The organism is Rhizobium sp. TAL182 (assembly GCF_002117725.1).
Taxonomy (GTDB): Bacteria; Pseudomonadota; Alphaproteobacteria; order Rhizobiales; family Rhizobiaceae; genus Rhizobium; species Rhizobium esperanzae.
Genome location: NZ_CP021024.1, coordinates 1267934 through 1294430, shown reverse-complemented (window position 1 = coordinate 1294430; position 26497 = coordinate 1267934). Strand labels below are relative to the sequence as shown.

The following is a 26497-nucleotide window of genomic DNA, read 5'->3' as shown; positions in this document are numbered from 1 at the left end:
TTCGAAGCTTGTGTCGATCATTCTGTCGTGGCCACGAAACCACTGCACATTTCCGAACGACGTGCTTTATTTGACGGCGGCCAGTCCGCCAGCCAACAGCGCATCCAGTTGGGCAATCTCCGCTGCGGTCAGGCTGATTCCTTCGGCTTCCGATTTGAAGCGCGCGGCGAAGCGGCGCTGCGACGGAAGCCGCGCGCCTTGCCCGACGATCGTTTCAAAGAGCGCTTCGGCGCGTGCGAACGGATCGCCGGGGCGGCCCCTGGCGAAGGCTTCGGGTGACATCGCAATGATCAGTTCGCCATGGAACGGCGCCAAGGTCGTCGTGCCGAGGTAGTCTAAGACCTCGGGACTGGTGAGATCGCCGATCATGATGCCGGCGAGCAGCTCTATCATGGTGGCGATGGCGGACCCTTTGTGGCCGCCAAAAGGCATCATTGCGCCTTCAAGCGCGGCAGTCGGGTCAGTGGTGGGATTGCCGTCAGCGTCGATCGCCCAACCCTCCGGCAGTTGCTTGTCGGCGCGGCGGTGCAGTTCGATCTCACCGCGCGCCGCCACCGACGTCGCAAAATCGAACACGTAGGGCGGCCGGTCTTTGCGAGGCCAGCCGAAGGCAAGTGGATTGGTGCCGAGCAGAGGCTTGCTGCCTCCGGATGGGGCAACTGTCGCATAGCTCGGACACATCACCAATGCCGCCAGGCCGTGCGCGGTCAGCGCCTCGACCTCGGGCCACAGGGCCGAGAAGTGCGAGCAATCGTTGATGACCATCGCGGAGATGCCAAGCCGCTTGGCGCGTTCCGCCAGGGCGGGTACGCCGAGTTCAAACGCCGCGCTGGCGAAACCGCCCCGCGCATCGACCCTGACGATGGCGCTGCCGTCATCCGGTGCAAGGACAGGAGCGGCATCAGGCATCACCTTGCCCGCCTTTACCGTGCGCAGCGCACCCTCGATGCGGTAAATGCCGTGCGACTTGCAAGCATCGCGTTCTCCGGCCACGATGATATGCGCCAGAGCCGCCGCCTGGATCTTGTTCAACCCTGCGCGCTCGAAGATGGCGACGACTCGATTTTGCAGGGCTTCGACGCTGATCGTAACGGCTTCAGTCACGCGAATCTCCATCCGAGGTTAAGTTCGGCCTTCGCCCGCCTGCCTCTCGCCACCGACACGCGGGCAAGTCTTCAACCGTCCTGCAGCCCAGTTGCGCCATCGTTGCCGTCAGTTCGGCTTTGAGGACGTTCATCAAATGATCGCCGCCGCGACGCCCGATGGCGGCGGAGGCAAACAGGAAGGCCCGGCCAATCAGGACAAAATCGGCGCCGAGCGCCAGCATCCGGGCGATATCGAGGCCGGAGCGCACGCCGCCGTCTGCCAGCAGCAAGGTCTCAGGGCCCAGTCGTGCGCGGATTTCACCGATGACCTCCGTCGCCGATGGCGCGGCGTCGAGTTGCCGTCCACCGTGATTGGAGACGATCAGGCCATCCCCGCCCATGGACACATACTCCTCCGCTTCGTCGGGGCGAAGTACGCCCTTGACCAGGATCTTGCCTGGCCATGCGTCCCGGATTTTCTTGAAGCGCTCGCGCGTGACGTCACCGGTCATCACCCTGCCGACAAATTCGGCGGCTGCGGAGAGGCTCGAGCCCTTCGGGTAGTAAGGCGAGAGATTGGCGAAGTCGGGAACGCCGTTTTGCAAAATGCCCATCGCCCATGACGGCCGCATCGCCACCTGCATGATCGTTGAAAGGCCATAGACCGGTGGGATGGTCAAACCATTGCGGATATCGCGCTCGCGCCGGGTGGACGCGGGAATGTCGACGGTCACGACAAGAACGTCGTAGCCCGCTTTGCGCGCCCGATCCAGCATGTCGTATTCCATGGCGGGATCGTTGGGCGGATAGAACTGGAACCAACTGTGCTCACCGCCCGCAGGACGGATCGCCTCAAGCGAGGTATTGGCGAACGTGCTGAGGATATAGGGAACATTATGCTGCATGGCAGCCTCTGCCAGCGGCAACTCGGATCCGGGCCACAGAAGGCCGGCCAGCCCGAGCGGCGCCACGGCAAACGGGGCGTTGAAACGATGACCGAACAGGCTCGCGCAAATATCGGGCTCGTCACCGTCGGCGAGGTAGCGCGGCATAAGCACCACCTCCTCCATAGCGGCCAGATTGCGCCGCACGGAAGCTTCGCGCCCGAGCCCGCCGGCGAGATAGTCCCAAGCGAAACGCGGCATGCGTCTTTGCGCGGCTTTTTCCATGTCGGCGACGCAGGGAAAGCGTCGTTCTAGCGCTAGGTCCATCTCGGTGCTTCGATGTTCAGGAGGAAGGGACGGCTGATCGTCCTGGCGTTGCGTGGCGGGGACTGGTTGCTTCGATCAGGGTTCGTTTGACGTCATCGCGCCTAGCAGTTTTGGAAGGTCGCCGAACCGCGCGACGAGACTGAAGACGATCGCTGCCGTCGCCACGAACAGGACCGTCACCGCCGCCATGGTCGGCGTGTAGCCGTAACGCAGCGAATTGAAGATCTTGATCGGCAGCGTTTCCAGCGTGAAACCGATCGTCATGTAGGCAACGATGTATTCGTTGAGCGACAGCACAAAGGCAAAAGCGTAGCCCGACACGATGTAAGGCGAGATCAGTGGCAAAACGACGGTTCGGAACACCGTACGGTCGTCGCCTCCCAAGGTCGAGGCGGCCTCTACCAGCGAGCGGTCGATCGCCGAAAAGCCGAGCGAAATGGTCACCAGCGGCAGCGTGACGAAGAAGATGGCGTGGCCGATCACCGCCGTCCAGGGCTGGCCGTAAAATCCGGTCGTGGCCCAAAAAGTCAGCAGGCCGAGCGCCGTGATAACCGGCGGCAGGGTAAAGGGCGCCACGCCGAGCAACTGGAAGATATTGGCCCAGGGCGCGTAGCGGCGCCAAAGGAACCAGGCCAGTGGCAAGGCGATCAGCACCGCCAGCGCCGCCGACGACAGCGCCAGCACAAGTGATGCGATCAGGGCGTTGCGCCATTCCATGTCGAGAAATATCTGACCGTACCAGCCGAGCGAGAAGCCTTGCGGGGGGAAGGTGAGGCTCTGCTTGGCATTGACCGACACGCCGGCGACAACGATCAGCGGCAGAGCGAGAAACAGCCCGACCAGCCCGAAAAAAACGTTACGGAGATTGGTCATGCGATGGCCCCTCCTCGGCGGCCAACGAGCAGAGTCAGCGCTACCAGAGCCAGCGTCACCAACACCAGGAACACCGCCATCGCAGCCGCGAAGGGCATGTTCGATTGATAGATCGCCTGGTCGGTAATGTGCACGGAAAGGGTCCAGTGCTGCGGGCGGCCGAGCAGTTGCGGCAACAAATAGGACCCGAGCGCGAAGATGAACACCATGATCAGCGTAGCGAGGATCGTATCACGCAGCGCAGGCACAACGACCGTGAAGAAGGCCCTGATAGGCGAAGCGCCGAGTGTGCGGGCGGCCTCCGACAGCGTCGGATCAAGCCGCACCAGCGCCGGATAGAGCACCAGAACCGTGTAGGGGAAGGCCTGATAGACCATGCCGGTGAATACGGCGCCGACACTCGGCGTCAGGGCGACTGGTTGCTGCATGAGGCCGAGCCACACGAACAGGTTGGTGATGCCGGCCGTGCGCGAAAACAGCGTCGACCAGGCGAAACCGATGATTACCTCGGACAGGGACAGGATCGAAAGGAGTGCGACCAGCCAGACCACCTGGGTGCTCCGCTTCATCCGGATCAGCAGATATGTGAAAGGCAGGGCCAGAACGACACACATAACGGCCACCGCAATCGCAAGGATCAGCGAGAAGCTGAGCACGCCGCCGAAGAAGGTCGAGAGGAAGCGGACATAATTGTCGAAGACAAAATCAGGCGTGTAGAAGCCGCCCTGTTGGCGCTTGAAGAAGCTGACGGAAATCATCGTGCCGAAAGGCACGACAAAGAAGACGATCAGCATGATCGCCGGGAAGGCTAGTGGGGCATAGTCGCCAAGTGTCCGCGGGGCATCGCGTCTCATTGCTCGAGCACCACGCAGTCCTTGTCGGTGAGCACAATGCCCACCTTCTGACCCACCGCGACGTCAGGGCGCTCGCGCGGCGTAGAGACCGCAATGAACTGCTGACCGCCGACATTGACAAAGGTTTCGATGACCCCGCCGAGATCGCGCACAAAGGTGACCTCGCCCGTCAGTGCACCGGCCTTCGGCGGGCCCAGGCGTACATCTTCCGGCCGGATCGAGAGCGTGGCGCGCTCGACGCCCGCCGACAGCGACAGGGCGGCGACTGGCTGCCCCAGTATATTGACCGCGCCGCCCTCTCGCCTGGCTTCGACCAGATTTGTCTGGCCGATGAAATCAGCGACGAAGCTGTCTGCCGGTCGACGATAAATTTCGGTCGGCGACGCCGCCTGGCGTATCTGACCGCCGTTCATGACCACGACCGTATCGGCCATGGTCATCGCCTCGCGCTGGTCGTGCGTCACGGCAATCGTGGTAATGCCGAGCCGCTGATGAAGCTGGCGGAGCTCCACCTGCATCGCTTCGCGCAACTTGGCGTCGAGCGCCGATAGCGGCTCGTCGAGCAGGAAGAGTTTTGGCGAAATCGCCAGTGCCCTTGCGATCGCCACGCGCTGCCTCTGGCCGCCAGACAGTTTCGACACGGCGCGATCAGCGTAACCCGGCAAATAGATCATCGCCAGCAGCTCTTCGACCCGCTTCGCCTGCTCTTCCTTGGAACGGCCCCGAATCCGCAGTGGATAGGCAATATTCTCGCCAACAGTCAGGTGCGGGAACAGCGCCAGCGACTGGAAGACCATGCCAAGCTCGCGCTGGTGCGTCGGCGTCCTGGTGATGTCGTTCCCATTGAGCGTGACGCGGCCCGCTGTCGGCAGATCGAGACCTGCGATCATGCGCAGTAAGGTTGTCTTGCCGCAGCCGGAAGGGCCGAGCAGACAGACGAACGCGCCGTGCGGCACCGTCAGGTCGACATTGTCGACGGCGCGAAAGGCGCCGAATTCCTTGACGATATTTTGTAGCGTGAGTCCCGACATATGCCTCTTCCTAACCGGATGGGCGGGCCCCCGACGAGGCCCGCGAAAGAACGATCAGTGTCAGCCGGCGATCATTTCCGTCCACTTCTCGTTCAGCCAGTCGGCCTTGGAGGTGTACATATCGTAGTGCGGAATAATCGGTTCGATGTCGGAAGAAACCGCCGCAAATTCCTTCTCGTTCAGGTCGGTCGTTTCGCGCTTGACCGTTGGCGACGTGCCTACCTTGCGTGACAGCACAGCCTGGACAGACGGCTGACACATATAGTCGATGAAGATATGCGCCTCTTCCGTCTTCTTCGACGCCTTCGACAGCGCCCAGGAGCCTGCGTCCTGAATGCCGCCCTCCTTCGGGAAGGTCGAGCGAACGGGCTGGCCGTCCGCGGCGGCGAGGCCGGTCACGTCATGATAATACTGTCCCATCGGGATTTCGCCCGACTTTAGCGCCTGTTCGAACTGCGCCTCGTCGCGATACCACAGGCGGACATTCGGCTTCAGCTCGGCCAGCTTGGCGAACACCTTGAGGATGTTCTCCTCGGTGTCGAGCGCTTGCGCGCCGCCGAAATAGGTCTTTGCCGTCACGTCGAGCAAGAAGGAATTGGAGACGAGCGCCAGCAGACCAAGCTTGTCGGCATTGGCGGGATCCCACAGCGCTGTCCAGCTTGTCGGCGCTTCCTTGTAAACATCGGTGTTGGTTACCAGGGTGATGAACCACGAGACAGCCCCGATGCCGGCAACGCGGCCATCCGGATATTTGTTGATGAAGCGCTCAAGCAGATTGCTGGAATTCTTGATCTTGGCAAGGTCAAGCGGAGCCCATAATTCTGTGGCCTGGCCCTTGCGCATCGCCACCTGCGACATCATCGAAACGTCTGCCGGCGCCTGGCCTGCCTGGGCTGCCTGCTGCATCTGCACCAGCCAGGCCTCGCCGGTCGGCTCTGCGACGGATTCGACCGCGATTCCGGTCGCCTTGGTGAACTCCGGAAAGATGTTCTTGTCGAACGAGTTCTTGAAGTAGCCGCCATAAACGCCGACCTTCAGCGACTTGTCCTGGGCGCGCAGCACATTCGGCATTGCCAGCATGGCTACACCAGCACCGATGCCGACGCCGAGCACGGTGCGGCGGTTCATTATCAACTTCGTCATGGTCTTTCTCCTCACCGATGCGGCGCCGCCGCTTCCCTCTTTCAATGTAACCGTGGCCTTTGCAGCCTTCTTGTCATTGTGGCCGCCTTGAGCTGCGGCCAAGGCTGTCAGGCGGCGCGGCGGATTGCCGGGCTGAATGCCATCAGGCTCAATATTTCGAACAGCATCTGCGCGCCGGCATGGGCCGTGTTGGTGGTCGCGTCATACTGCGGCGCGACCTCAACGACATCGCCGCCGACCAGGTTCACGCCCTTGAAGCCGCGTATCAGCTCCAGGGCCTCGCGGGTGGTGAAGCCGCCGATCTCCGGCGTGCCGGTGCCCGGGGCAAAGGACGGATCGAGGCTGTCGATATCGAAGGAAAGATAGGTCGGCCCGTCGCCGACGATGGCCTTCGTCTTTGCGATAATCGCAGGGATGCCCATCCCTGAGATCTCCTCGGCATGGATCACCGTCATGCCCGAGGCGTAAGAAAACTCCCAGAGATATTCGGCCGAGCCGCGAATGCCGATCTGAACCACGCGCGTCGGGTCGAGCACACCGTCCAGCACCGCGTTGCGGAACGGTCCGCCGTGGTGGAACTTGGTCAGGTCGTAAGCGCCGCCGGTGTCGCAATGGGCGTCGATATGGATCATGCCGACTGGCCGCTCCTTGCCGACGGCCCGCAGAATCGGATGGGTGATCGAGTGGTCGCCGCCTACGGAGAGCGGCAGCACGCCTGCCGCCACGATCTGCGCCACGCGTTTTTCGATATCCTCGTGCGACAATTCCAGCCGATAGCGGCTCTGAAACGCTACGTCGCCAATGTCTGCCACGCGCAGTTCCTGAACCGGCGCGCAGCCGAGCACATGATTGTAAGGCCCGATGCGCTCAATGGCGCGTAGCGCGCGCGGTCCAAAGCGCGAGCCCGGGCGGTTCGTCACGCCAAGATCCATCGGCACCCCGAGGATGGCCACCTGCAGGTCGCCGAAATCCGGGTTGTCGTTGTCGACCTGCATGAGCGGGGCCGAAAGGAATGTCGGGATGCCGGAATAGGGCGCGAGCCGGGTGCCGCTCTTGTTGAAGATCTTCTCGGCCACCTTGCGGAACTCGGGGTCGTGCAGCTCACCGCCGTGGCTCTCGCCATATTTGGTGCGCAGTTCGGAAAGCTTGGTTTCATTCCAGGACATGGCCGGCCTTCTTGACGGTGACGATGCTGCTATCAGGTGCGTGGCAAGCCGGTCCTCGGCTGCAGCTCTGCGGCAGAGCTCCGACGGCTTCTTTCGTTATTGAATGGCAAGCTTGCTGGAAAATCAATTGATATTAATATGCAGTTTCGTGCGAGTTTTTCTCACAGGTCCATCATGTCCAGCCGCCTTCCGCCACTCAACCCGCTACGCGCCTTTGAGGCCACTGCCCGCCACGGATCCGTTTCCGCCGCGAGCCGCGAGCTGAATGTCACCCACGGCGCTATCAGCCATCAGATACGCACATTGGAGGAATCTCTCGGCGTGCGCCTGTTCGAGCGCGGCGGCAAATGGCTGAAGCTGACAAGCCAGGGCGCATTATTGATGCCGGTCGTCTCAAACGCGTTTTCGGAGATCGCAGCAGCGAAAGCCGCGATGACCCGGCCAGCGACCGGCGGCACGCTACGGGTGACCTGCGTTGCGGCAGTGCTGTCGCTCTGGCTGATGCCGCGGCTGCAGGAGTTCACCGATCAATATCCCGACATCCAGCTCGACCTGCGCGCCTCGAATGACCCGAACAATCTGAGCTCCCCGGATGTCGACCTGTGCATTCTCTATGGCAGCGGCAATTGGCCCAATTATTGGTCGCGCCTGTGGAGCCGGATGGAGCTCTTCCCTGTCGTCAGCCCGGCACTCATGAACAGGCGCCCGCTGCGTTCCCTGCGCGATCTGCGCGACCACATGCTCCTGAACGCCGATCGCGGCAATGAATGGAACACCTGGCTCGCCGCCGCCGGCGTTGCGATGCCGGCGCGCCAGCACATGATGAGCGACGCGCGCCTGTCGATCGAGGCGGCCATGCACGGCCATGGCGTGGCGCTCGGCGACAATATCACCACCGCGCACATGATCGCGCGTGGCGAACTGATCGCGCCATTCGACCTTACGGTTCCGGCCAATGACGCGGTCTATGTGGCCTGCCGATCCGAGGCTCAAGCGACGCCAATCGTCCGCGTCTTCATCGAGTGGTTCTATGCTTCGCTAGTCCGCAACTGAGTATGGGTTGAGGCTGCTTGGCTGAGCGCCCACATTGACATCGCCACGCCCCTTGCAACTCGCCGGTTCTCGGCACTCCCGCCGCCCCAGTGTGTCAAATGGGCGTTACCTCTCGCCGCCTATGTTGCGGCGAAGCCGGCAGGCATTATAGTCGGCCGCACAATCTCGGAGATGACACATATGCACGCTGCCCCTACCCCGCCGGTCACCCTCGTCATCTTCGGCGCCACCGGCGATCTGACGCGTCGTCTCCTGGTGCCGGCGATCATCAACCTGACGCGCCAGGGCCTCTTTGGTGAGGACCTCAGCATTCTCGGCATTGGCATCGAAGCGGGCGACGACGAGTTCCTGCGCGGCCGGCTCGATGCCTTCCTCGAGCATCTGAACGGCGAGGAGCAGACGGTCAAGGACGAGGCATGGGAAAGCCTGCGCGGACGCATTTCCTATATGGCCGGAGATTTCACCAAGGAGGATGTTTTCGTCGAGATCGGCAAGCGGCTGGGGCCGAACGCCAATGCGGCCTTCTATCTGGCGGTGCCGCCGTCCTTCTTCGGGACCATCGTCGAGAAGCTTGCCGCTCATGGGCTGACCGATGAAAGCGAGGGCGTCTTCCGCCGCGTCGCCATCGAGAAGCCGTTCGGCACCGATCTCGCCTCGGCCCGCGCGCTCAACGCGCAAATCCTCGCGCAGATCGACGAAAGCCAAGTCTACCGGCTCGACCATTTCCTCGGCAAGGAGACGGTGCAGAACCTGATGACGGCGCGTTTCGCCAACATGATCATCGAGTCCTTGTGGAACAGCCGCTATATCGACCACGTGCAGATCACCGCCGCCGAGATCGTCGATGTCGGCAGCCGCGGCAAATTCTACGATGCCACCGGTGCGCTGCGCGACATGGTGCCGAACCATCTCTTCCAGCTCTTGGCGATGATCGCGATGGAACCTCCAAACAGCTTCGATGCCGAAGCGATCCGCAACGAGAAGAGCAAGGTGCTGAAGGCGCTGCGCATCTATACGCCCGAGGAGGCAAAGACGCATGGTGTGCGCGGCGCCTACACGGCCGGCCCGCTCAACGGCGTCGATCTTCCCGCTTACCCCGACACCAAGGATGTTTCGCCCGACAGCCGCACCGAGACCTATGTGGCGCTGAAGCTCTATGCGGATACATGGCGCTGGGCCGGCGTGCCCTTCTATCTGAGAACCGGAAAGGCCCTGACGGCGCGCGACACCGAGATCGTCATCACCTTCCAGCCGGTGCCTTTCGCTCAGTTTCGCGAGACCGAGGTCAATCGCCGCCTGCCGCCGAACCGGCTGGTGATCCAGGTGCAGCCGGACGAGGGCATGAGCATGGAAATCTCGATCAAGTCACCGGGGCTTTCGGTCGATACGACGCCTGTTTCCCTCGACTTCCGCTATGCCGACAAATTCGACATCGGCAAAACCACCGGATACGAATCGCTGCTCTACGATCTCTTCATCGGCGACCAAACGCTGTTCCAGCGCGCCGATGGCATCGAGGCCGGCTGGGCGGCGGTGCAGCCCTTCCTCGACATCTGGGCTGGGGATACGAGCACACCCGAAGCTTACGCGCCGGGAAGCATGGGGCCGGCCTGCGCCGACGCGCTCATCGAGCGCGACGGGCGCAAATGGCACGAACTCGGCGTCGTCCTGCACCAGGATGGCCAGAACGGCAAAGAGAGGCTTGCCTGAATTACTGACCTTCGCGGCATGCCGGGCTGACAGAGGCGCCGCTATTGCCGCCCTGCGTGGCAAGCGCGCCGCGGGCCTTGCGCGGCGGGCAGCGCGCCCAGTCGACACGGCCGCTCGGAGCACTGTTGACGACGCTGCCGGTTTCTATCGAGTCGAGCGGGATGACCAGCCCGGTCTGCGGCTCGGCGCCCGGCGCGGTGCCGAGCGGCGGCGTGCCGTCGATGCGGCCGCTGGCATCCATGCCCATGTTCGACTGGGCCAGAACCGGGGCGGAAAGGCTGAGGAGAGCGATCGACGTTGCTGCAATGAACCTGCGCATGATGCTGTTCCTTCTGATGTCGGCAATGCGGCAGAAACAGCCATTCTACGCCCCTTGTTCCCTATCGGGCAGGCCCGGACGTTCAAAGTTTGGCGAGCAGATTAAAAACGTCCCCGGGACTCAATCAAGCCAGCGCGACAGCACCCTCTCGAGGCCAGTCGGATAAAGATCGAGCCCGGCATCACGCAGCATGTCGCGGCCGAACCAGCGTGCCGTCGCCGCCGTCTCGTCGAGCTCGGAATAGCGGATCTCATCGCGATCGTAGAGGGTTTTGTCGGCCAGCTCGATATCGGCGGCGAAGATGAATTCGTGGCCGATTGCGCCATGGTGTTCGAAGATGTTTTCGAGAAGATGCCAGGGGCCGACGATGCGGATTTCCGTCTCGATCTCCTCACGGATTTCGCGGTGCAGGGCCTGTTCGCGTGTCTCGCCGAATTCGATCGAGCCGCCGAGCGGCCGGACACCCTTGATGCGGCCGCTGTCATCTTCCACTTCTGCAGCGAGCAACCGGTTCTCTCGCCAGGCAAGCCCGATCACTTTCACCCTGATCTGCTGCGGCGGGCGCCAGACGGTCATGCGGCTCTCCTTCTGGGCGCGGACAAATAGAAGAGCCTCGCAGCGATTACCGCGAGGCTCCTGTTTTCGGCCGTCGTTCAGACGAACTGGCTGAGGCCGGGGACGGAGGCGACGACTTCGTCGACGACCTCTTCGCCGGCATATTGCTTGGCAATCGCGATAGTTTCCTTGGCGAGCGAGGTGATCTCGCCCATGCCGAGGCCCTCGCCCATCAGCTGCTGGCCGAGACCCATGATGCCGCCGCCGCCGAGCGAGCTCATCAGCCCACCGAGCAAACCGCCGCCGCCGGCACCTGCACCATTGAACTGGGCGACGAGATCGGCGCCGCCCGGGATCGCCTCGATCATCCGGGCGACCGGGCCGTCGGCGGCCTCGCGCTGCAGGAAGCCGAGCATCATGCCGAGCGCCTTCTCCGCCTGCTCCGGGGGAATACCCACGCGATCAGCAATCTCCGTCACAATTTCATTCATTGTCAGCCTCCTGATATTTTGACGTTAACGTCAACGTTATTCGAGATTCGAGTGCAACTCAAGCCAGCGGTTTCGCTTCCCATGCGAACAGTTGTCCGCATCTGCCTGCCTGCTTATAACAGGGAAACGATGGTTCGATGAAGGCGGCGCAAGCCGGACCTTCTCAACAAACGGCGGCAGAGCCGAAGGGAGCATGGGGATGATCGAGGACGGCAAGATTTTCATCGGCGCGAGCCGCAATCCCGACGACAGCATCAACAAGCCGGAATATCTCGACCTGAAATTCGGCAACCGCCACGGCCTCGTCACCGGCGCCACCGGCACCGGCAAGACGGTGACGCTGCAGGTGCTGGCGGAAGGCTTTTCCCGGGCCGGCGTTCCGGTCTTTGCCGCCGATATCAAAGGCGATCTTTCCGGCATCGCCGCAAAAGGCGAGGCCAAGGATTTTCTCACCAAGCGCGCCGAGCAGATCGGTTTCAGCGATTATGAATTCGACCAGTTTCCGGTGATCTTCTGGGATCTGTTCGGGCAGAAGGGCCACCGGGTGCGCACCACCGTCGCCGAAATGGGGCCACTGCTGCTCGCCCGGCTGATGGACGCTTCCGAGCCGCAGGAAGGCGTCATCAACATCGCCTTCAAGATCGCCGACCAGGCCGGCCTGCCGCTGCTCGATCTCAAGGATTTCACCTCGCTCCTCAACTATATGGGCGAGAATGCCACCGAGCTTTCCAGCCAGTTCGGTCTGATCTCCAAGGCCTCGGTCGGCTCGATCCAGCGGGCGCTGCTCGTGCTCGAACAGCAGGGCGCCGAGCACTTCTTCGGCGAGCCGGCGCTGAAGATCTCCGACATCATGCGCACCAGCAATAATGGCTACGGCCAGATTTCGGTGCTGGCCGCCGACAAGCTGATGATGAATCCGCGCCTTTACGCCACCTTCCTGCTCTGGTTGCTGTCGGAGCTGTTCGAGGAACTGCCTGAGGTGGGCGATCCGGAAAAGCCGAAGCTCGTCTTCTTCTTCGACGAAGCGCATCTGCTGTTCAACGACGCGCCGAAGGTTCTGGTCGAACGCGTCGAGCAGGTGGTGCGGCTGATCCGTTCCAAGGGCGTCGGCGTCTATTTCGTCACGCAGAACCCGCTCGACGTGCCGGAAACGGTGCTCGCCCAGCTCGGCAACCGCGCCCAGCATGCGCTTCGCGCCTATTCGCCGCGCGAGCAGAAGGCGGTGAAGACGGCGGCCGAAACCTTCCGCCCCAACCCGGCCTTCGATTGCGCCACCGTCATTACCAATCTCGGCACCGGCGAGGCGCTGGTCTCGACGCTGGAAGCCAAGGGCGCGCCGTCGATCGTCGAGCGCACCCTGATCCGCCCGCCGTCGGGCCGCGTCGGCCCGCTGAGCGACGGCGAACGCCAGCAGGTGATGGACAGGAGCCCGGTTCTCGGCATCTATGACGAAGACGTCGACCGCGAATCCGCCTTCGAGATCTTGGCGGCGCGTGCCAAGAAGGCGGCAGATGCCGAGGCCGCCAAGCGGGCGCAGGAAGACGCGGCCGAACAGCCGGGCACGACCTCCGGCTGGACCCTGCCGGGCTTCGGCGGCGATGACGACAACCGTCAGGGCCGCGGCACATCGCGCGGTCGATCCGGCTACCAGCGGGAAACGGTGGTGGAAGCGGCGATGAAGAGCGTGGCGCGCACGGTCGCCACCCAGGTCGGCCGGGCGCTGGTGCGGGGGATATTGGGGAGCCTGAAGCGGTAGAATTGCAATCCTGACTGTTTTGAGGGCCGGTTCTCCATCTGCGCCGCGCCCCCCCTCATCCGCCTGCCGGCACCTTCTCTCCGCTGGGGAGAAGGGAAGCAGGCCGAGAGCTTTTGTGTAGACGACAGGTGGTTTAACAGGGCAGAACATCGCCACATCTCTCTTCTCCCATCGGGGAGAAGATGCCGGCAGGCAGATGAGGGGGCGCCGAATTCCTGCGCTTCCTTGCCCTGGTGTAAGGCACCTGCCCAGCCTTGAACCTTCAGCCTTTCTTCCCTAAATTACCCGGCATCGACCATTCAACAGGATGTGTGCCGCAATGGATTTCAACCCGATCGCAATGCCAGTTCGCCTTGCCAACGGGGAAATCCATATCCATGCCTGCATCTATCACCCTCTCGCAAATTTCCTGGGCCACGCCTGACGGGCGGCCGCTTTTTTCCGATCTCGATCTCAGTTTCGGCAGGGACCGCAGCGGTCTCGTCGGGCGCAACGGCGTCGGCAAGACGACGCTGCTGAAGCTCATCTCCGGTCAGATCCGGCCGCAGTCTGGAACGGTAGCCGTCAGCGGCAGCGTCGGGGTGCTGCGTCAAAGCGTTCAGGTCGCGGCTGACGAAACCATCGTCGATCTCTTCGGCGTGGCCGCGGCGCTCGAGCTTCTGCGTCGTGCCGAAGCCGGCGCGGCAACGGCCGACGAGCTTGCCTCGGCGGACTGGGTGCTGGAGCCACGCATCGCAACCGCGCTCAACCGGACGGGACTCGACGCGGAGCCGCAGACGCTGCTTGCCGCACTCTCCGGCGGGCAGCGGACACGCGCCGCGCTTGCCGCGCTCATCTTCAGCGAGCCGGATTTCCTGGTGCTCGACGAACCGACAAACAATCTCGACCGCGAAGGCCGTGAAGCGGTGATCACGCTGATTTCAGGCTGGCGGGCCGGCGCGGTGATCGTCAGCCATGACCGGGAATTGCTCGAAAGCGTCGATCAGATCATCGAACTGACCTCGCTCGGCGCGACACGCTACGGCGGCAACTGGAGCCACTACCGCGAGCGCAAGGCCCTCGAGCTTGCCGCCGCCCGGCATGATCTTGCCGATGCCGAAAAGCGCACGGCGGAGATTGCCAGGAAGGCGCAGGCGAACGTGGAGCGTCAGGCACACAGGGACAGCGCCGGGCGAAAAATGGCCGCCAAGGGCGGCATTCCGCGCATCATGCTCGGCGGCATGAAGGAGCGGAGCGAAACCACCGGCGGCGACAATGCACGTCTTGCCGAACGCCGGCGCGCCCAGGCCCTCGAAGAGACCAAGGCGGCGCGCGAGAAGATCGAGATCCTGCAGCCGCTATCGGTGCGCCTGCCGCCGACGGGACTGCCGACCAGCAAGATCGTGCTGAAGATCGACGGCGTGACGGCAGGTTACCGGCCTGATGAACCCGTCATCTGCGATCTCTCTTTCGACGTGACGGGACCGGAACGCATCGCCATTACCGGGGCGAACGGCTCGGGCAAGACGACGATGCTCGCACTCATTACCGGCGAGCTGAAAGCCTGGGCCGGCACGGTCGCGGTGATGACCGGTTTTGCGATGCTCGACCAGAAGGTCGGCCTTCTCGATCCGTCAGCCTCGATCCGCGACAATTTCCGCCGGATCAATCCGCAAGCGGATGAAAACACCTGCCGGGCCGCGCTGGCCCGCTTCATGTTCAGGGCCGATGCGGCGCTACAGACGGTTTCGACGCTCAGCGGCGGCCAATTGCTGCGCGCCGGCCTTGCCTGCACACTCGGCGCCGCACCACCGCCGCTGCTGATCCTCGACGAGCCCACCAACCATCTCGACATCGACTCGATATCGGCGGTCGAGGCGGGTCTCGGCGCCTATGACGGGGCGCTGATCGTCGTCAGCCACGACGAGACGTTTCTCGAAAACATCGGCATAACGCGGCGGCTGGAATTGCCGGGCGGCTATGTGGGTGGGTGATTTTAGGGGGAGCTGCCTTTCCCCATTCCCGCCCGCCTTTCAGGAGCGCGGCATCCTCCAACGTCCCTCATGCTGAGGTGCGAAGCCCGAGAGGCGTAGCCTCGAAGCACGCCGCAACATTGCTTCCTGCATCCCTCCGACGTCGCCTCCCTTGCCTTATTTTGCCGGCAATGGTATTTCCCTCCTGCAACTCTTTCGAGAAAGGAGGATCACGTCATGCAGTATTATTTCCGGCATCATCGCCAGCGTGGTCCCGTCGACGCCCTGCAAATGCGTTTGCAGGGCTGACCAGAGACGCTTTCACATCTCTTCCTGGTCTGCCCTTCGTGGCCGATGCGCCGCCGTCAGATGACAGCGCGCATTCCTTTTATTCCCGGACCTCAAGGACGCAATCCGTGATGGGCTGATGCCGCCGATTGCGCCTGCCCCCGGTCAGGACCAGAGAACGAACATGACCCTCATCGCTATCCGCAATCTCGGCGTGACGCTCGCCAATCCGCTGTTTTCCAACCTCAATCTCGTCGTCAATTCAGGCGACCGCATTGGTCTCGTCGCCGCCAACGGCCGCGGGAAATCCACCCTGCTTGCCTGTATCACCGGCGCGCTGGAGCCGAGCGAGGGCGAGATCACCAAGGCCCGCGGGCTCACGATCGGCCATGTCGCGCAGAATGTGCCGGCCGCCCTGTTCGACACGCCATTCTATGATGCGGTGCTGCAGGCGCTGCCGGCCGATCAGGCCGAAAGCGAGAGCTGGCGCGTCGACGTGGTGCTGGAATCGCTCGAAGTGCCGGAGATGATGCGCGGCCGGCCGCTGAAGCAGTTGAGCGGCGGCTGGCAGCGGCTGGCGATGATCGCCCGCAGCTGGGTCACCGAGCCAGACGTGCTGCTCCTCGACGAGCCGACCAACCATCTCGACCTCAAAAAGATCGCGCAGCTGGAAAGCTGGCTGAATGCGCTGCCGCGTGAGGTGCCGGTCATCCTCTCCAGCCACGACCGCGCCTTCCTCGATGCGACGACGAACAGGACGCTGTTCCTGCGGCCGGAGCAATCGCCGGTCTTTGCGCTCCCCTATAGCAGCGCACGCGCCGCCCTCGACGAGATCGATGCCTCGGAGGCGCGGCGTTACGAGCGCGACATGAAAACGGCGGAACAATTGCGCAAGCAGGCGGCCAAGCTCAAGAACATCGGGATCAATTCCGGCAGCGACCTGCTCGTCGTCAAGACGAAGCAGCTGAAGCAGCGGGCGGAGAAGCTGGAGGATGCGGTAAAACCGGCACATCTGGAACGCTCGGCCGGCGCCATCCGGCTTGCCAACCGCGGCACGCATGCCAAGGTGCTGCTGACGCTGGAGGACGCCGCGGTGACGACGCCGGATGGAACGCTGCTCTTCAGGACCGGCCGGCAATTTATCTGCCAGGATGACTGCATCGTACTCCTTGGCCACAACGGCGCCGGCAAGTCGCGGCTGGTGACGATGCTGAAGCAGGCGATCGAAAGGCCGGAGGCGGCGCCGGGCGGGATCAAGGCGACGCCGTCGCTGGTTCTCGGCTATGGCGACCAGGCGCTTGCCGATCTTGCCGACAGGGACACGCCGATCGGCACGATCATCCGCCGCTTCGATGTCGGCGACCAGCGGGCGCGGGCGCTGCTCGCCGGAGCCGGCATAACGATCGACATGCAGTCAAAACCGATCGGCCAGCTGTCCGGCGGCCAAAAGGCGCGGCTCGGCATGCTGGTGCTGAGGCTGACGGAGCCGAACTTCTATCTGCTCGACGAGCCGACCAACCATCTCGATATCGAGGGGCAGGAAGCGCTGGAGAACGAGCTGATGGCGCACGAGGCGAGCTGCCTGCTGGTCTCGCACGACCGCAGCTTCGTGCGGGCGGTGGGAAACCGCTTCTGGCTGATCGAGAAGAAGCGGCTGGTGGAGGTGGAGAGCCCGGAGGGGTTTTTTGCTTCTGTGGCGGGGTGATGGATGGCGGCGGCGTGCCGTGCAGCCCCCTCATCCGGCTGCCGCCACCTTTGCCTGGGTAGAGCCAGGGGTCTCGGCCCGTCCTTCGGACCCCCCTGGGGAGAAGAGACTCGTTGCTATGCCGCGGGACAGCATCCGCGACCCCCCTTCTCCCCAGCGGGGAGAAGGTGCCCGTAGGGCGGATGAGGGGGCCGGCGGCACGACCCCAAAAGCAGCCCAAACACTACCGCTTCGGCGCCACCAGGCAGAAGAAGGCGCCCTGGGGGTCGGTGGCCTGGATGATCCAGCTGCCGCCGGGGACCTCCATCGGGCCGTTGACGACCTTGCCGCCGCCTGAGGTGACGCGTTCGATCGCGGCATCGAGCGCCGGCACGATGAAATAGTAGCACCAGAAGGTCGTCGGCAGGTTGTCCGGCTTCGTCATCATGCCGCCGGTCTGCCGGCCTTCATGGGCGAAGATGTAATAGACGCCCATCGGCCCCATGTCCATTTCGCTGTCCTTCGTCCAGCCGAATCGCTTGGAATAAAAGTCCAGCGCCTCTTTGCCGTTGCCGGCGTAGAGCTCGCGCCAGCCGATATTGCCGGGCGCGTCGGGGGCCAGTTCCGGCCGGGTCTGCTCCATCGGCGCCGGCGTCATGATGCAAATGACGGCGCCATGCGGATCGGCGACCACGGCGAAGCGGCCGATCGTCGGGATGTCCTGCGGCGGACGGCGCACCGCCCCGCCATTGGCGGCGAAATCCTTTGCCGTCTGGTCGACATCGTCGACGCCGACATAGCCCGTCCAGTTCGGCGGTATGCCCTTGCCTGCGAGCTCGGGCGGAAACTCCATCAGACCGGCAACGCCAATACCGTTCGCTTCGAAGACCGTATAGGTCGGCATGCCTTCCACCTTCATTTCGGAGGTGGTCCAGCCGACGACGGAGCTGTAAAATTTTGCGGCGGCTGAGGTGTCGGGGGTCATCAGCTCACACCAGATGAACTTTCCGTGCGTCTTGGACATCATGCTCTCCCTCTTCTGACGCCGCCCTTTCGCTTGGGGGCGCCGTGATTGTCAGATTTTGCGGATGTACTGTGCTTCCATGAACTGCTTCCACGAGCCGTCCTCCTGCTTGGCGCTGGAGGTGAAAGTGCGGTGATTGTCGTCGACGAAGGTGATGCGCTCACGGTAATCGGCGAAGCCATCGCCGCTGAAGTCGGGTCCAGTCGTATAGAGGTCGAGCACATTGCCGGAGGCGTCGACCTCGCCCTCATAGACCCACATATAGTCCATCATGCTGCCGATCCAGCTGCCGACATATTTGCCCTTTCCGGCGTTGTAGCCGAGCGTCAGGATCGTGGAGGCCTGCTTGCCATTCGGCATGGGTCCGGTCCCTTCGGCGACGAACCAGATGCCGTGCAGCGAACGGACGGTCTCCGTCCAGTCCTTGCCGTCGGACATTTCGGGTGCGGTGACGCTCCAGTCGCCGACCAGTCTTTCCAAAAAAGAATGCTCTTTCAGCACTTCGGCCGTCTTCATCATTCTCTTCTCCCTTCGAGTGACGATATTCCAGATGTTTGATGGCTCAGTGACAGCAGGACGATGTCTTCGGAGCATCCTCATATTCGTCATGGCGGCGCACGAAATTCATCGTGCTTTCCTCGTTGCGGCCCTTCGGCGCGCGGTCGAGGATCATCAGGGTGCCGATCAGTTCCTCCGGGCCGCGGGCATAGCTCGAATAGGTATGGAAGATCTCGCCCTTGTCGCTGCGGTAGAAGGCGCTGAGGCCAGGCAGTTCGTCATGGGCCTCAGCCGGCTCGATAGAAGTGAAATTGTAGAAGACTTTGTCTTTGGCAAGGTCCTCCGGACTGAAAGAGACGTGATAATCGAAATTGAAATCGCTGCCGAAGGACGAGACCCAGGGGAATTTCCAGCCCATGCGCTTTTTGTAGGCGGCGATCTTCTCGAGCGGGGCACGCGAAACAGCGACCCAGGTGACGTCGTGATGGTTGAGATGCGGCAGGGCGCCATCGACGTGATCCGACAGGAAGGAGCAGCCGGGGCAGCCGGCCTGCCAGTCGGGACCGAGCATGAAATGATAGATCAAAAGCTGGCTGCGGCCATCGAAGAGATCGGCGAGCGACTTCTTTCCCTCGGGCGTTTCGAAGACATAATCCTTGTCGACCTTCACCCAGGGCAGCGCCATGCGCTCGGCATTGATGCTGTCGCGCAGCTTCGTCGCCTCCTTTTCCTTCAAGAGCAGGGCACGCCGGGCCTCCAGCCATTCCTCGCGGGACACAACCTCATTCTGCATGGAATGCGCCCTCCTCCGGCGCCTGCCGGTGAAGCCGGCTCATCTCCTTCTCCTTGACTAATTACATTGATATCAATATAAATTGCGCATGTCAAATTCGATCGAGATTCCGTTTTCGACGACGCTGCTGGTGCGCGACACCTGCCTCTGCCTGCATGTGCAGCGGGCAGCCCGCGCGCTTGCCCGGCTGTTCGACGATGCGCTGCGGCCGGCCGGCCTCACCAACGGGCAGTTTTCCCTGATGATGTCGCTGAACCGGCCGGAACCGCCGCCGATGGGGCCGGTCGCCGCCCTGCTCGCCATGGACCAGACGACGCTGACGGCGGCGTTGAAGCCCTTACAGCGGAAGGGCTGGGTGACGGTGGTGGAGAACCCGAGGGACCGGCGTGGCCGCCTGCTCAGCCTTACGGCGGAAGGCAAGGCGGTGCTGGCAAAGGCACTGCCGATCTGGGAAAGCACGCATGCGGCCCTCGACGACGGATTGCCGGGCGGCGGCGTTACGCGGCTGCGGCAGGATCTGCAGGCGCTGTCGGGGGTGGAAGCGCCGAAACCGGCTGAGGGGTCGCGCCGGCGGCGTTATAGCGGGCGGGTAAGGGGCGCTTAGGGCGACCTGCCCCTCATCCGCCTGCCGGCACCTTCTCCCCGTTCTGACGGGGAGAAGGGGATATGCCACACCCTCTCCGTCCCATGCCGGCCTTTCGCAGGGCACGTCCCCTCGCCCCGTCAGAACGGGGAGAGGGTTAGGGTGAGGGGCAATTCCAAGGCGCTGAATCGCCGGGATCAGGCGACCGTGACCGGAACTTCGGTCGAGGTGCGCATGGCGTGGCTGTAGGGGCAGACGATGTGGGCCGCGGCGGCGAGCTTTTCGGCGGTTTCACGGTCGAGGCCGGGAATATTGACTGTCAGGGCCACTTCGATGCCGAAGCCGGTGCCGTCTTCGCGCGGGCCGATGCCGACCTTGGCCGAGACGGTGGTCTCTTCCGGAATCTTGACCTTCTGCTGGCCTGCAACAAATTTCAAGGCACCGAGGAAGCAGGCGGAATAGCCGGCAGCGAAGAGCTGTTCGGGATTGGTGCCGGTCGCGCCGTCGCCGCCGAGTTCCTTGGGAACGGTCAGCGTCACGTCCAGAACGCCGTTTTCGGAAGCGGCGCGGCCGGCGCGGCCGCCGGTGGCGGAGGCTTTGGTCGTATAAAGAATAGGCATGACGATCTCCTTTGGTTGGCCCTTCGATCGGGCTGGGGTTTTACTATCGCACAATTAAATTGCACACAAGTGAATTTTGCGAATTGCATTTCACGGATGGAAAGAAGACAATCGCAGCCTCGGGGATGACGGATATGAAAGCGCTAACGGCAAAGACGATGGAGATACCTGAGGAGGAGAAGCGGCTGGAAAAGCAGCTGTGCTTTGCGGTCTATGCGACAGCGCATGCTTTTACACGCGCCTATAAACCGATCCTCGACAGGGTCGGCCTCACCTATCCGCAATATCTCGTGATGCTGGTGCTGTGGGAGCGCAGTGCGCTGCCGGTGAAGACGATCGGCGAGCAGTTGGACCTCGATTCCGGCACGCTGTCGCCGCTGTTGAAGCGGCTGGAACAGAGCGGGCTGATCAAGCGCATCCGCGATCTGCGCGACGAGCGACAGGTGATCGTGTCGCTGACGCCGAAAGGTGAGGCGATGAAGGGAGAGGTCGATAAGATCATGACGGCGATCGGGAAAGCCGCCGGCTGCACGATCGAGGAAATGGCCGAGATGCGCGACATGCTGCACCGGCTGCGGGCCAATCTCGGCCGGGCCGGCGAGGGCTGAAAGCCCCTGCCCCGAGCCCATTGGCGGCTATGGCGGGATCAGGAGCGCCGCTTGGCGATCTTCGCAGTTGAGCGCCGCTTTTTTGCAGGCGTAGGTGAGGCTTCCGCTTCTTCGGCGGCCTGCTGCAGACGCAGCGCCCTCAGCTTCTCCGTCTTCTTGTCACGGGCCGATGCTTCGGCTGCGATAATGGCGCGCGCCGTGTGATCGGTGGCCTCCGCCTTGTCGCGGGACGACAGCTTGGCGGGGTTGAAGAATTCTCCCTTGGTGGCGGTCATGTGCCCCCTTTCTCAGATGATGGCGGCGTTTGATCCTTGCATTGCGGCTGCCAACATCATTTTACGGCCAGGACGCGATTCGACAAAGCCGAGATGTGGCGACCGGCCCGTGACATCACGGCCGGCATGCCACGGCCGGATCAGCGAGCGCGGACAGCCTTTTTCGGCGCCGGCAGCAGGCCCTCGCGCTGCAGCTTCTTGCGGGCAAGCTTGCGCTGGCGGCGAACGGCCTCCCCTTTTTCGCGGGCACGCTTCTCCGACGGCTTCTCATAGGCGCTGCGCGCTTTCATTTCCCGGAAAAGTCCTTCGCGCTGCATCTTTTTCTTAAGCACGCGCAACGCCTGATCGACATTATTATCCCTGACGAGTACCTGCAAACGAATATCCTTCCTGTTGGCGGCGAGGCCGCTGTCATGTGATGAAAATGGCGGGCTACTTGCCCATGCGGATTCCCGAAAATTTCAGCCATGGCTCGGCGTCATCGGCTTTGGCAGCCGCCTCGAGTGACGCCCGCCGTGGCGATTCCCCGATGTCGATATCGTCCTCGGTGATGCGGCGCTCGAAATTCTCGCCGGTGAACTGAACGCGATATTGCACGTGCCCATGATCGTTGGGCAGGATGCTGGCGATCCGGCACCGCTTGTCTGCCTTTGCCGTGCGGGTCAGGCCGGACTTCAGCACGATCATGTCGCCGACTTTATAGCTTGATCTGCTCATTCAGCGTCCCTCAACTCTTCGGCTGCTCAATTTCAAAACAAAAAGGCCGGGCTTGAACCCGACCTCTTTCAGTCATTCAGCCACAAAGCTGCCTTTGATGGTCAGCGCGCTGCCAGTACATCCGTGGTCAGCTCGCCGCAATCTCTGGTCAGCCCAGGCGAACGACAATCATGCGGCCTGAAGGTTATCGGCCGAATTCTTGCCGGACCGCTTGTCGCGGACCAGATCGTAACGGACCTTCTGACCTTCGGTGAGTTCGCGCATGCCGGCGCGTTCGACTGCCGAAATATGGACGAAAACGTCCGTGGAACCATCATCGGGCTGGATGAAGCCAAAACCCTTGGTGCCATTGAACCACTTGACGACGCCTGAATTCATAACGATCTCCTTTTCAACCGTTTGAGTGCGCCCGGGACCGATTCCGCGGGCAATATCGATGTTGAGACGAGATCTGACGAAGCGCACGGAAGCGCATGGACAAAGGGTCACAAGCAATATTCGATACGCCCCATGTAGGGGGTTTATCGAATTAAGCAATGGATTTTCGAAAATAAATTCCTTTACAGGCAGCGAAAGAGAAAGCATTTGCCGAGAAAAATTGCCTGAGGCGGCCGGCTGGCGACCGCCCCGGCAGCATCACTGCCAGACGACGATCGGCGCCTTTGTCGGAACGCGGTCGTAGAGATCGATGATGTCCTGGTTCATCAACCTGACGCAGCCCGAGGAAACGGCCTTGCCGATCGAGCGCCAGTCGGGATTGCCGTGCAGGCGGTAGAGCGTATCCTCTCCATTCGAGAAGATATAGAGGGCGCGGGCGCCGAGCGGGTTTTTCAGGCCCGGCTCCATGCCGCCGTTATCGATCGAATATTTGACCAGTTCCGGCTGGCGGGCGACCATCTCGTTCGGCGGCTTCCAGCGCGGCCATTTCTGACGCCACTGGATGACGCCCGATCCCTGCCAGGCGAAGCCCTCGCGACCGATGCCGACGCCGTAGCGCATCGCCATGCCATCGGCCTGGACGAGATAGAGGAAGCGCGACGGCGTATCGACGACGATGGTGCCGGGCGGTTGGCCGGTGGGGTCGAGGACACGCTGGCGATAGTAGCGCGGATCAATCTGTTCATAGGGAACGGCGGGAATGAGGAAGCCGCCGTCCTCAATCGGGCCGTACATGACGGCAAGCTCAGGCCCGCTCGGCACGCTCGAGGCTGCCGGCGACTGGAACAGGCGGCCCGGCGAACGGTAGATGATCGACGTGTCGCCCGAGGTGACCGTGTTGACCGTGGAGGCGCAGCCGGTGAGCGCCGAGGCTGCGGTCAGTGCCGAAAAGGAAAGAAAGCTGCGGCGGGAAAGATGTCTATCGAAGCTCATGACGCGGGACTGATTTCCTTTGATGCGTGACGCCGGGGTGGCGACATGAGGAAATCTATCGGCTTGCGCCAAATAAACCATAGCTTCACGCAGACGTGTTCCTGATGGAGCCGACGATATGAAGAGCGCTGTTGCAGCGCTACATCACAACGATCTCAGCCTTGGGGGGAAGCCGGTCGTAGAGATCGACGACATCCTGGTTCAGCATGCGCACGCAGCCCGACGACGTCGCCTTGCCGATCGACTGCCAGTCGGGCGTGCCGTGGATGCGATAGAGCGTATCCTGGCCGTCCCTGAAGATATACATGGCGCGCGCACCGAGCGGGTTCTGAAGTCCGGGATTCATGCCGCCGTTTTCCGCCGAAAAGACGCGAACTTCCGGCTGACGCGAGACCATTTCGACCGGCGGTGTCCAGCGCGGCCACTTCTGCTTCCACTGGATGACGCCGCGGCCCGACCAGGCGTAACCGTCGCGGCCGAGGCCGACGCCGTAGCGCATCGCCTTGCCGTTCGCCTCGACGAAATAGAGGAAACGCGCCTTGGTATCGACGACGACGGTGCCGGGGCGTTCGGTCGTCTGGTAGTCGACCTCCTGACGCAGGAATTGTGGCTGAACGCGGCTGACAGGAATCGCCGGCAGGGTAAAATCCTCGTCGCGCAGCTCGCCATACATCGCCATATGCAGCGGGTTCGTGACCGGCAGGCCGTAGGTCTGGTGGAACTGGGTCTTGTAGAGTTCGCGCGTCTGCGGCACCGGCTGATCGGGGATCGGCCGCACCCGGCGCGGATCGACGCCCGGCGGCTGGTAGAAGACCGGCGAGGTTTCCTGGACGAAGCGGGCGGGCGAATCTGCGGCGACATCGGGGATCAGGATGTTGCAGCCACTGAGCGGCGCGACAGCAATCATAAGCCCGGCAATCGGGAAAACCCGGCGCAGAAAATTCATGGGACCACCCTATCAACGATCGGCAAGACAGCGATATCTGCCGTCAAGATGGCACCCGCGGCTGGCGCGAGGCTGGCGTTGGAGCGAAAAAGACCAAGACGAGTGAATGATCAACCCGCTACCAGGATCGGGGACGGCGCGCTCATGCGAAATCAACCGTCCATCATGCTCCGCCAGCCTTGCCGGCATCGGCAGAGCTTACGCCGCCACCCCGTGGAAGAAGCGGATGCTCTGTTCGATCTCGGCCGGCAGCGCCGAAGTGTGGTTGCCGGCGACGGTGTCGGTTTCAATATGGATGCCCGCGGCGCGGGCGCGGCGGGCGAGCAGATCGGCGCGGTCGTTGAAATGCGACTCTTCCGTGCCGTGAACCACCCGGATGGGGCATTTGAAGCTGTGGGCGTAACAGAGCGCCGAACGCACCTCGAATTCATGCGCATTGCTGTCGTCGAAACGGATGTCCTGGGGATAGCGGCTGAAGAAGCGGAAGGCGTTGGGATTGCCCGATATCGGCGCGGCGGCACGGAATTTTTGGGTGCTCATCGCCGCCAGCATGGTCAGAGTGCCGCCGATGCTGTGGCCGGCGATGAACAGGCGGCCGGGATCGACGCCCGGCAGATGCGCCAGGCGCTCGGTGGCGGCAAGCACATCGTCGACCTCATCGTAGAAGCCGGAGAAATTGCCCCTCTGGCCGTTCTCGCCGCGCAGCGACGGCATCATCACAACATAACCCGCATCCATATAGGGCTTCATCAGCTGCCAGTGGCCGACACCCATGGCATTGCCGCCGTGCAGGAAGAGCACGGCCGGCCTGGCGGTACGCTCGCGCTTGTATCTGGAGACCCAGGCCGCCAATTCCAGTTCGCCGCCATAGCCGGAGCGGTAGAAGATCTTCTCGGCGTCGGCAGGCGCGGTCAGCGGTTCGTATTTGTCCGGCGCCGGCCCCTTCTGCAGGAGTTTCGTGCGGAACCGGCGGCGGACCGCGGCATAGTCGTGCTTGGCAAGGCGCGGCTCGTCCGGGACATCGAAGGCGGCCGCCATGCGCGGCAGGACGAGTGCGCCGGCGAGCCCCGCCAGGACGGCGCGGCGTTGGCGGAGAAAAGAATTTTGTTCATGCGAGCTCATGACGCAGCACCTAAATCATTTCCCCGGCACGCCAGATTTGCATCGGAAAATCGGCGCCGCCAATACAAATGATGTTGAAAATATTGCCCTGCGTCATTGTTGCACAGGTTGCAACGCAAGGCTTATCGCAGCAGTCTGCACCCGAAGTCCGGTCGCAAGCGAAATAGGGAATCAATGCCGAAGCCGCAGATGGAACTGCAGGCCATCATTTCGCAGAGTCCGCTGCTCTCGACAGTGCTCGGACACTGGGACGAAATCGGCTTGCCGGATGGGCGCCTTGTCGCCGGCGCGATCGCTCAAACAGTCTGGAACCACGCCTTCGACTTCGCCCATGATCACGGCATCAACGACATCGATCTTTCTATTTCGACGACAATGACCTGTCCGAAAGCGCGGAAGCAGACCACTCGGTCCGTATCCGGAGCTTATTCTCCGATCTGCCTGTCTGGATCGATGTGAAGAACCAGGCCAGAGTTCATCTTTGGTATGGGCAAAAATTCGGACATTCGATCGCGCCCTACACATCCACGGACGATGCGATCACCACCTTCCCGACGACGGCCGCTGCCGTCGGCATTCGGCCGGTGGACAACAGGCTGGATCTATACGCGCCCTACGGCTTGTCCGATCTATTGGCGCCGCTCGTCCGCGCCAACAAGAAACAGATTGGCCGGGAGACATACGAAAGGAAGATCGCGCGCTGGCGCAAACTGTGGCCGGATCTTCAAATCGTCCCCTGGGATGAGTAGTGGGCCGGCCGATGACTTTC

The 26497-nt window shown here is 62.6% G+C and carries 30 protein-coding genes; 9 read left to right on the top strand and 21 right to left on the bottom strand.

Annotation, left to right across the window (positions count from 1 at the left end; genetic code table 11):
* Window positions 1–66: 66 nt before the first annotated feature.
* The 7 genes from Tal182_RS06605 to speB form a co-directional block, all read right to left on the bottom strand.
* The gene (locus Tal182_RS06605; RefSeq protein ID WP_085858771.1) at window positions 67–1104 is read right to left on the bottom strand and encodes an Ldh family oxidoreductase; all 1038 of its coding nucleotides are present in this window, start codon (window positions 1102–1104) and stop codon (window positions 67–69) included.
* Window positions 1097–2254 carry an alpha-hydroxy acid oxidase gene (locus tag Tal182_RS06600; RefSeq protein ID WP_164517768.1) on the bottom strand — a complete coding sequence of 386 codons (1158 nt, stop codon included), beginning with the start codon at window positions 2252–2254 and terminating at the stop codon, window positions 1097–1099. Before Tal182_RS06600 ends, Tal182_RS06605 begins: the two co-directional genes overlap by 8 nt.
* A gap of 117 nt (window positions 2255–2371) precedes the next feature.
* Window positions 2372–3169 carry an ABC transporter permease gene (locus Tal182_RS06595; protein WP_085858767.1) on the bottom strand — a complete coding sequence of 266 codons (798 nt, stop codon included), beginning with the start codon at window positions 3167–3169 and terminating at the stop codon, window positions 2372–2374.
* Complete coding sequence (locus Tal182_RS06590; protein WP_085858764.1) at window positions 3166–4023, bottom strand: ABC transporter permease; 858 nt, start codon at window positions 4021–4023, stop codon at window positions 3166–3168. Before Tal182_RS06590 ends, Tal182_RS06595 begins: the two co-directional genes overlap by 4 nt.
* On the bottom strand, window positions 4020–5054 hold the full coding sequence (locus Tal182_RS06585; protein WP_085858762.1) for an ABC transporter ATP-binding protein: 1035 nt from the start codon (window positions 5052–5054) through the stop codon (window positions 4020–4022). The genes Tal182_RS06590 and Tal182_RS06585 overlap by 4 nt, the downstream gene beginning before the upstream one ends.
* A gap of 60 nt (window positions 5055–5114) precedes the next feature.
* On the bottom strand, window positions 5115–6188 hold the full coding sequence (locus Tal182_RS06580) for an extracellular solute-binding protein (protein WP_094299104.1): 1074 nt from the start codon (window positions 6186–6188) through the stop codon (window positions 5115–5117).
* A 116-nt stretch (window positions 6189–6304) separates the two neighbouring features.
* A complete protein-coding gene (gene speB, locus Tal182_RS06575; protein ID WP_085858758.1) occupies window positions 6305–7363 on the bottom strand; it encodes an agmatinase in 1059 nt (352 codons plus the stop codon).
* A gap of 174 nt (window positions 7364–7537) precedes the next feature.
* On the opposite strand from speB, the gene Tal182_RS06570 reads away from it, so the two are divergent.
* Window positions 7538–8416, top strand: coding sequence for a LysR substrate-binding domain-containing protein (locus tag Tal182_RS06570; RefSeq protein ID WP_085860868.1), 879 nt, complete (start codon window positions 7538–7540; stop codon window positions 8414–8416).
* A 180-nt stretch (window positions 8417–8596) separates the two neighbouring features.
* Window positions 8597–10126 carry a glucose-6-phosphate dehydrogenase gene (zwf, locus tag Tal182_RS06565; RefSeq protein WP_085858756.1) on the top strand — a complete coding sequence of 510 codons (1530 nt, stop codon included), beginning with the start codon at window positions 8597–8599 and terminating at the stop codon, window positions 10124–10126.
* A 1-nt stretch (window position 10127) separates the two neighbouring features.
* Here the strand turns inward: zwf and Tal182_RS06560 are convergent, their stop codons facing one another.
* From Tal182_RS06560 to Tal182_RS06550, 3 genes are all read right to left on the bottom strand, one after another.
* On the bottom strand, window positions 10128–10445 hold the full coding sequence (locus tag Tal182_RS06560) for a hypothetical protein (protein WP_064801192.1): 318 nt from the start codon (window positions 10443–10445) through the stop codon (window positions 10128–10130).
* A 120-nt stretch (window positions 10446–10565) separates the two neighbouring features.
* A complete protein-coding gene (locus tag Tal182_RS06555; RefSeq protein ID WP_064801190.1) occupies window positions 10566–11021 on the bottom strand; it encodes an NUDIX domain-containing protein in 456 nt (151 codons plus the stop codon).
* 77 nt (window positions 11022–11098) lie between these two features.
* Window positions 11099–11491, bottom strand: a complete 393-nt coding sequence (locus Tal182_RS06550) for a hypothetical protein (protein ID WP_085858754.1) — start codon at window positions 11489–11491, stop codon at window positions 11099–11101.
* Between the two features lie 199 nt (window positions 11492–11690).
* On the opposite strand from Tal182_RS06550, the gene Tal182_RS06545 reads away from it, so the two are divergent.
* From Tal182_RS06545 to Tal182_RS06535, 3 genes are all read left to right on the top strand, one after another.
* The gene (locus Tal182_RS06545) at window positions 11691–13247 is read left to right on the top strand and encodes a helicase HerA-like C-terminal domain-containing protein (RefSeq protein WP_085858752.1); all 1557 of its coding nucleotides are present in this window, start codon (window positions 11691–11693) and stop codon (window positions 13245–13247) included.
* Window positions 13248–13624: 377 nt separating this feature from the next.
* The gene (locus Tal182_RS06540; RefSeq protein ID WP_085858750.1) at window positions 13625–15220 is read left to right on the top strand and encodes an ABC-F family ATP-binding cassette domain-containing protein; all 1596 of its coding nucleotides are present in this window, start codon (window positions 13625–13627) and stop codon (window positions 15218–15220) included.
* Window positions 15221–15671: 451 nt separating this feature from the next.
* Entirely contained in the window at window positions 15672–17192 is a 1521-nt protein-coding gene (locus tag Tal182_RS06535) for an ABC-F family ATP-binding cassette domain-containing protein (protein ID WP_085860867.1), read from the top strand.
* Window positions 17193–17415: 223 nt separating this feature from the next.
* Here Tal182_RS06535 and Tal182_RS06530 read toward each other — a convergent pair whose 3' ends face one another.
* From Tal182_RS06530 to Tal182_RS06520, 3 genes are read right to left on the bottom strand one after another with little or no spacing between them, the layout of a single operon-like run.
* Window positions 17416–18195 (bottom strand): VOC family protein, encoded by a 780-nt coding sequence (locus tag Tal182_RS06530; RefSeq protein WP_085858748.1) that lies wholly within the window; start codon window positions 18193–18195, stop codon window positions 17416–17418.
* A 51-nt stretch (window positions 18196–18246) separates the two neighbouring features.
* Window positions 18247–18714 (bottom strand): DUF1579 domain-containing protein, encoded by a 468-nt coding sequence (locus Tal182_RS06525; protein ID WP_085858746.1) that lies wholly within the window; start codon window positions 18712–18714, stop codon window positions 18247–18249.
* A gap of 43 nt (window positions 18715–18757) precedes the next feature.
* On the bottom strand, window positions 18758–19486 hold the full coding sequence (locus Tal182_RS06520) for a thioredoxin family protein (protein WP_085858744.1): 729 nt from the start codon (window positions 19484–19486) through the stop codon (window positions 18758–18760).
* A gap of 88 nt (window positions 19487–19574) precedes the next feature.
* Here Tal182_RS06520 and Tal182_RS06515 point away from each other — a divergent pair, with 88 nt between their 5' ends.
* Complete coding sequence (locus tag Tal182_RS06515) at window positions 19575–20090, top strand: MarR family winged helix-turn-helix transcriptional regulator (RefSeq protein ID WP_085858742.1); 516 nt, start codon at window positions 19575–19577, stop codon at window positions 20088–20090.
* Between the two features lie 176 nt (window positions 20091–20266).
* Here Tal182_RS06515 and Tal182_RS06510 read toward each other — a convergent pair whose 3' ends face one another.
* Window positions 20267–20689 (bottom strand): organic hydroperoxide resistance protein, encoded by a 423-nt coding sequence (locus Tal182_RS06510; protein WP_085858740.1) that lies wholly within the window; start codon window positions 20687–20689, stop codon window positions 20267–20269.
* Window positions 20690–20814: 125 nt separating this feature from the next.
* Here Tal182_RS06510 and Tal182_RS06505 point away from each other — a divergent pair, with 125 nt between their 5' ends.
* Window positions 20815–21297: a MarR family transcriptional regulator gene (locus Tal182_RS06505; RefSeq protein WP_085858738.1), complete on the top strand. Its 483-nt coding sequence runs from the start codon at window positions 20815–20817 to the stop codon at window positions 21295–21297.
* A 38-nt stretch (window positions 21298–21335) separates the two neighbouring features.
* On the opposite strand, the gene Tal182_RS06500 is transcribed toward Tal182_RS06505, so the two are convergent.
* From Tal182_RS06500 to Tal182_RS06470, 7 genes are all read right to left on the bottom strand, one after another.
* On the bottom strand, window positions 21336–21572 hold the full coding sequence (locus Tal182_RS06500) for a hypothetical protein (protein WP_085858736.1): 237 nt from the start codon (window positions 21570–21572) through the stop codon (window positions 21336–21338).
* A gap of 140 nt (window positions 21573–21712) precedes the next feature.
* Window positions 21713–21949: a 30S ribosomal protein S21 gene (gene rpsU / locus Tal182_RS06495; RefSeq protein ID WP_011424510.1), complete on the bottom strand. Its 237-nt coding sequence runs from the start codon at window positions 21947–21949 to the stop codon at window positions 21713–21715.
* Window positions 21950–22004: 55 nt separating this feature from the next.
* On the bottom strand, window positions 22005–22289 hold the full coding sequence (locus Tal182_RS06490; protein ID WP_064801172.1) for a hypothetical protein: 285 nt from the start codon (window positions 22287–22289) through the stop codon (window positions 22005–22007).
* A 168-nt stretch (window positions 22290–22457) separates the two neighbouring features.
* Window positions 22458–22667 carry a cold-shock protein gene (locus Tal182_RS06485; protein WP_011424508.1) on the bottom strand — a complete coding sequence of 70 codons (210 nt, stop codon included), beginning with the start codon at window positions 22665–22667 and terminating at the stop codon, window positions 22458–22460.
* Window positions 22668–22925: 258 nt separating this feature from the next.
* A complete protein-coding gene (locus Tal182_RS06480) occupies window positions 22926–23660 on the bottom strand; it encodes a L,D-transpeptidase family protein (protein WP_064801170.1) in 735 nt (244 codons plus the stop codon).
* A 139-nt stretch (window positions 23661–23799) separates the two neighbouring features.
* Window positions 23800–24606, bottom strand: a complete 807-nt coding sequence (locus Tal182_RS06475; RefSeq protein ID WP_085858734.1) for a L,D-transpeptidase — start codon at window positions 24604–24606, stop codon at window positions 23800–23802.
* A gap of 198 nt (window positions 24607–24804) precedes the next feature.
* The gene (locus tag Tal182_RS06470; protein WP_064801166.1) at window positions 24805–25728 is read right to left on the bottom strand and encodes an alpha/beta fold hydrolase; all 924 of its coding nucleotides are present in this window, start codon (window positions 25726–25728) and stop codon (window positions 24805–24807) included.
* Between the two features lie 174 nt (window positions 25729–25902).
* Here Tal182_RS06470 and Tal182_RS33180 point away from each other — a divergent pair, with 174 nt between their 5' ends.
* Window positions 25903–26187, top strand: coding sequence for a nucleotidyltransferase family protein (locus tag Tal182_RS33180; RefSeq protein ID WP_348628986.1), 285 nt, complete (start codon window positions 25903–25905; stop codon window positions 26185–26187).
* Window positions 26109–26477 carry a nucleotidyltransferase family protein gene (locus Tal182_RS33175; protein ID WP_348628993.1) on the top strand — a complete coding sequence of 123 codons (369 nt, stop codon included), beginning with the start codon at window positions 26109–26111 and terminating at the stop codon, window positions 26475–26477. Before Tal182_RS33180 ends, Tal182_RS33175 begins: the two co-directional genes overlap by 79 nt.
* Window positions 26478–26497 lie beyond the last annotated feature (20 nt).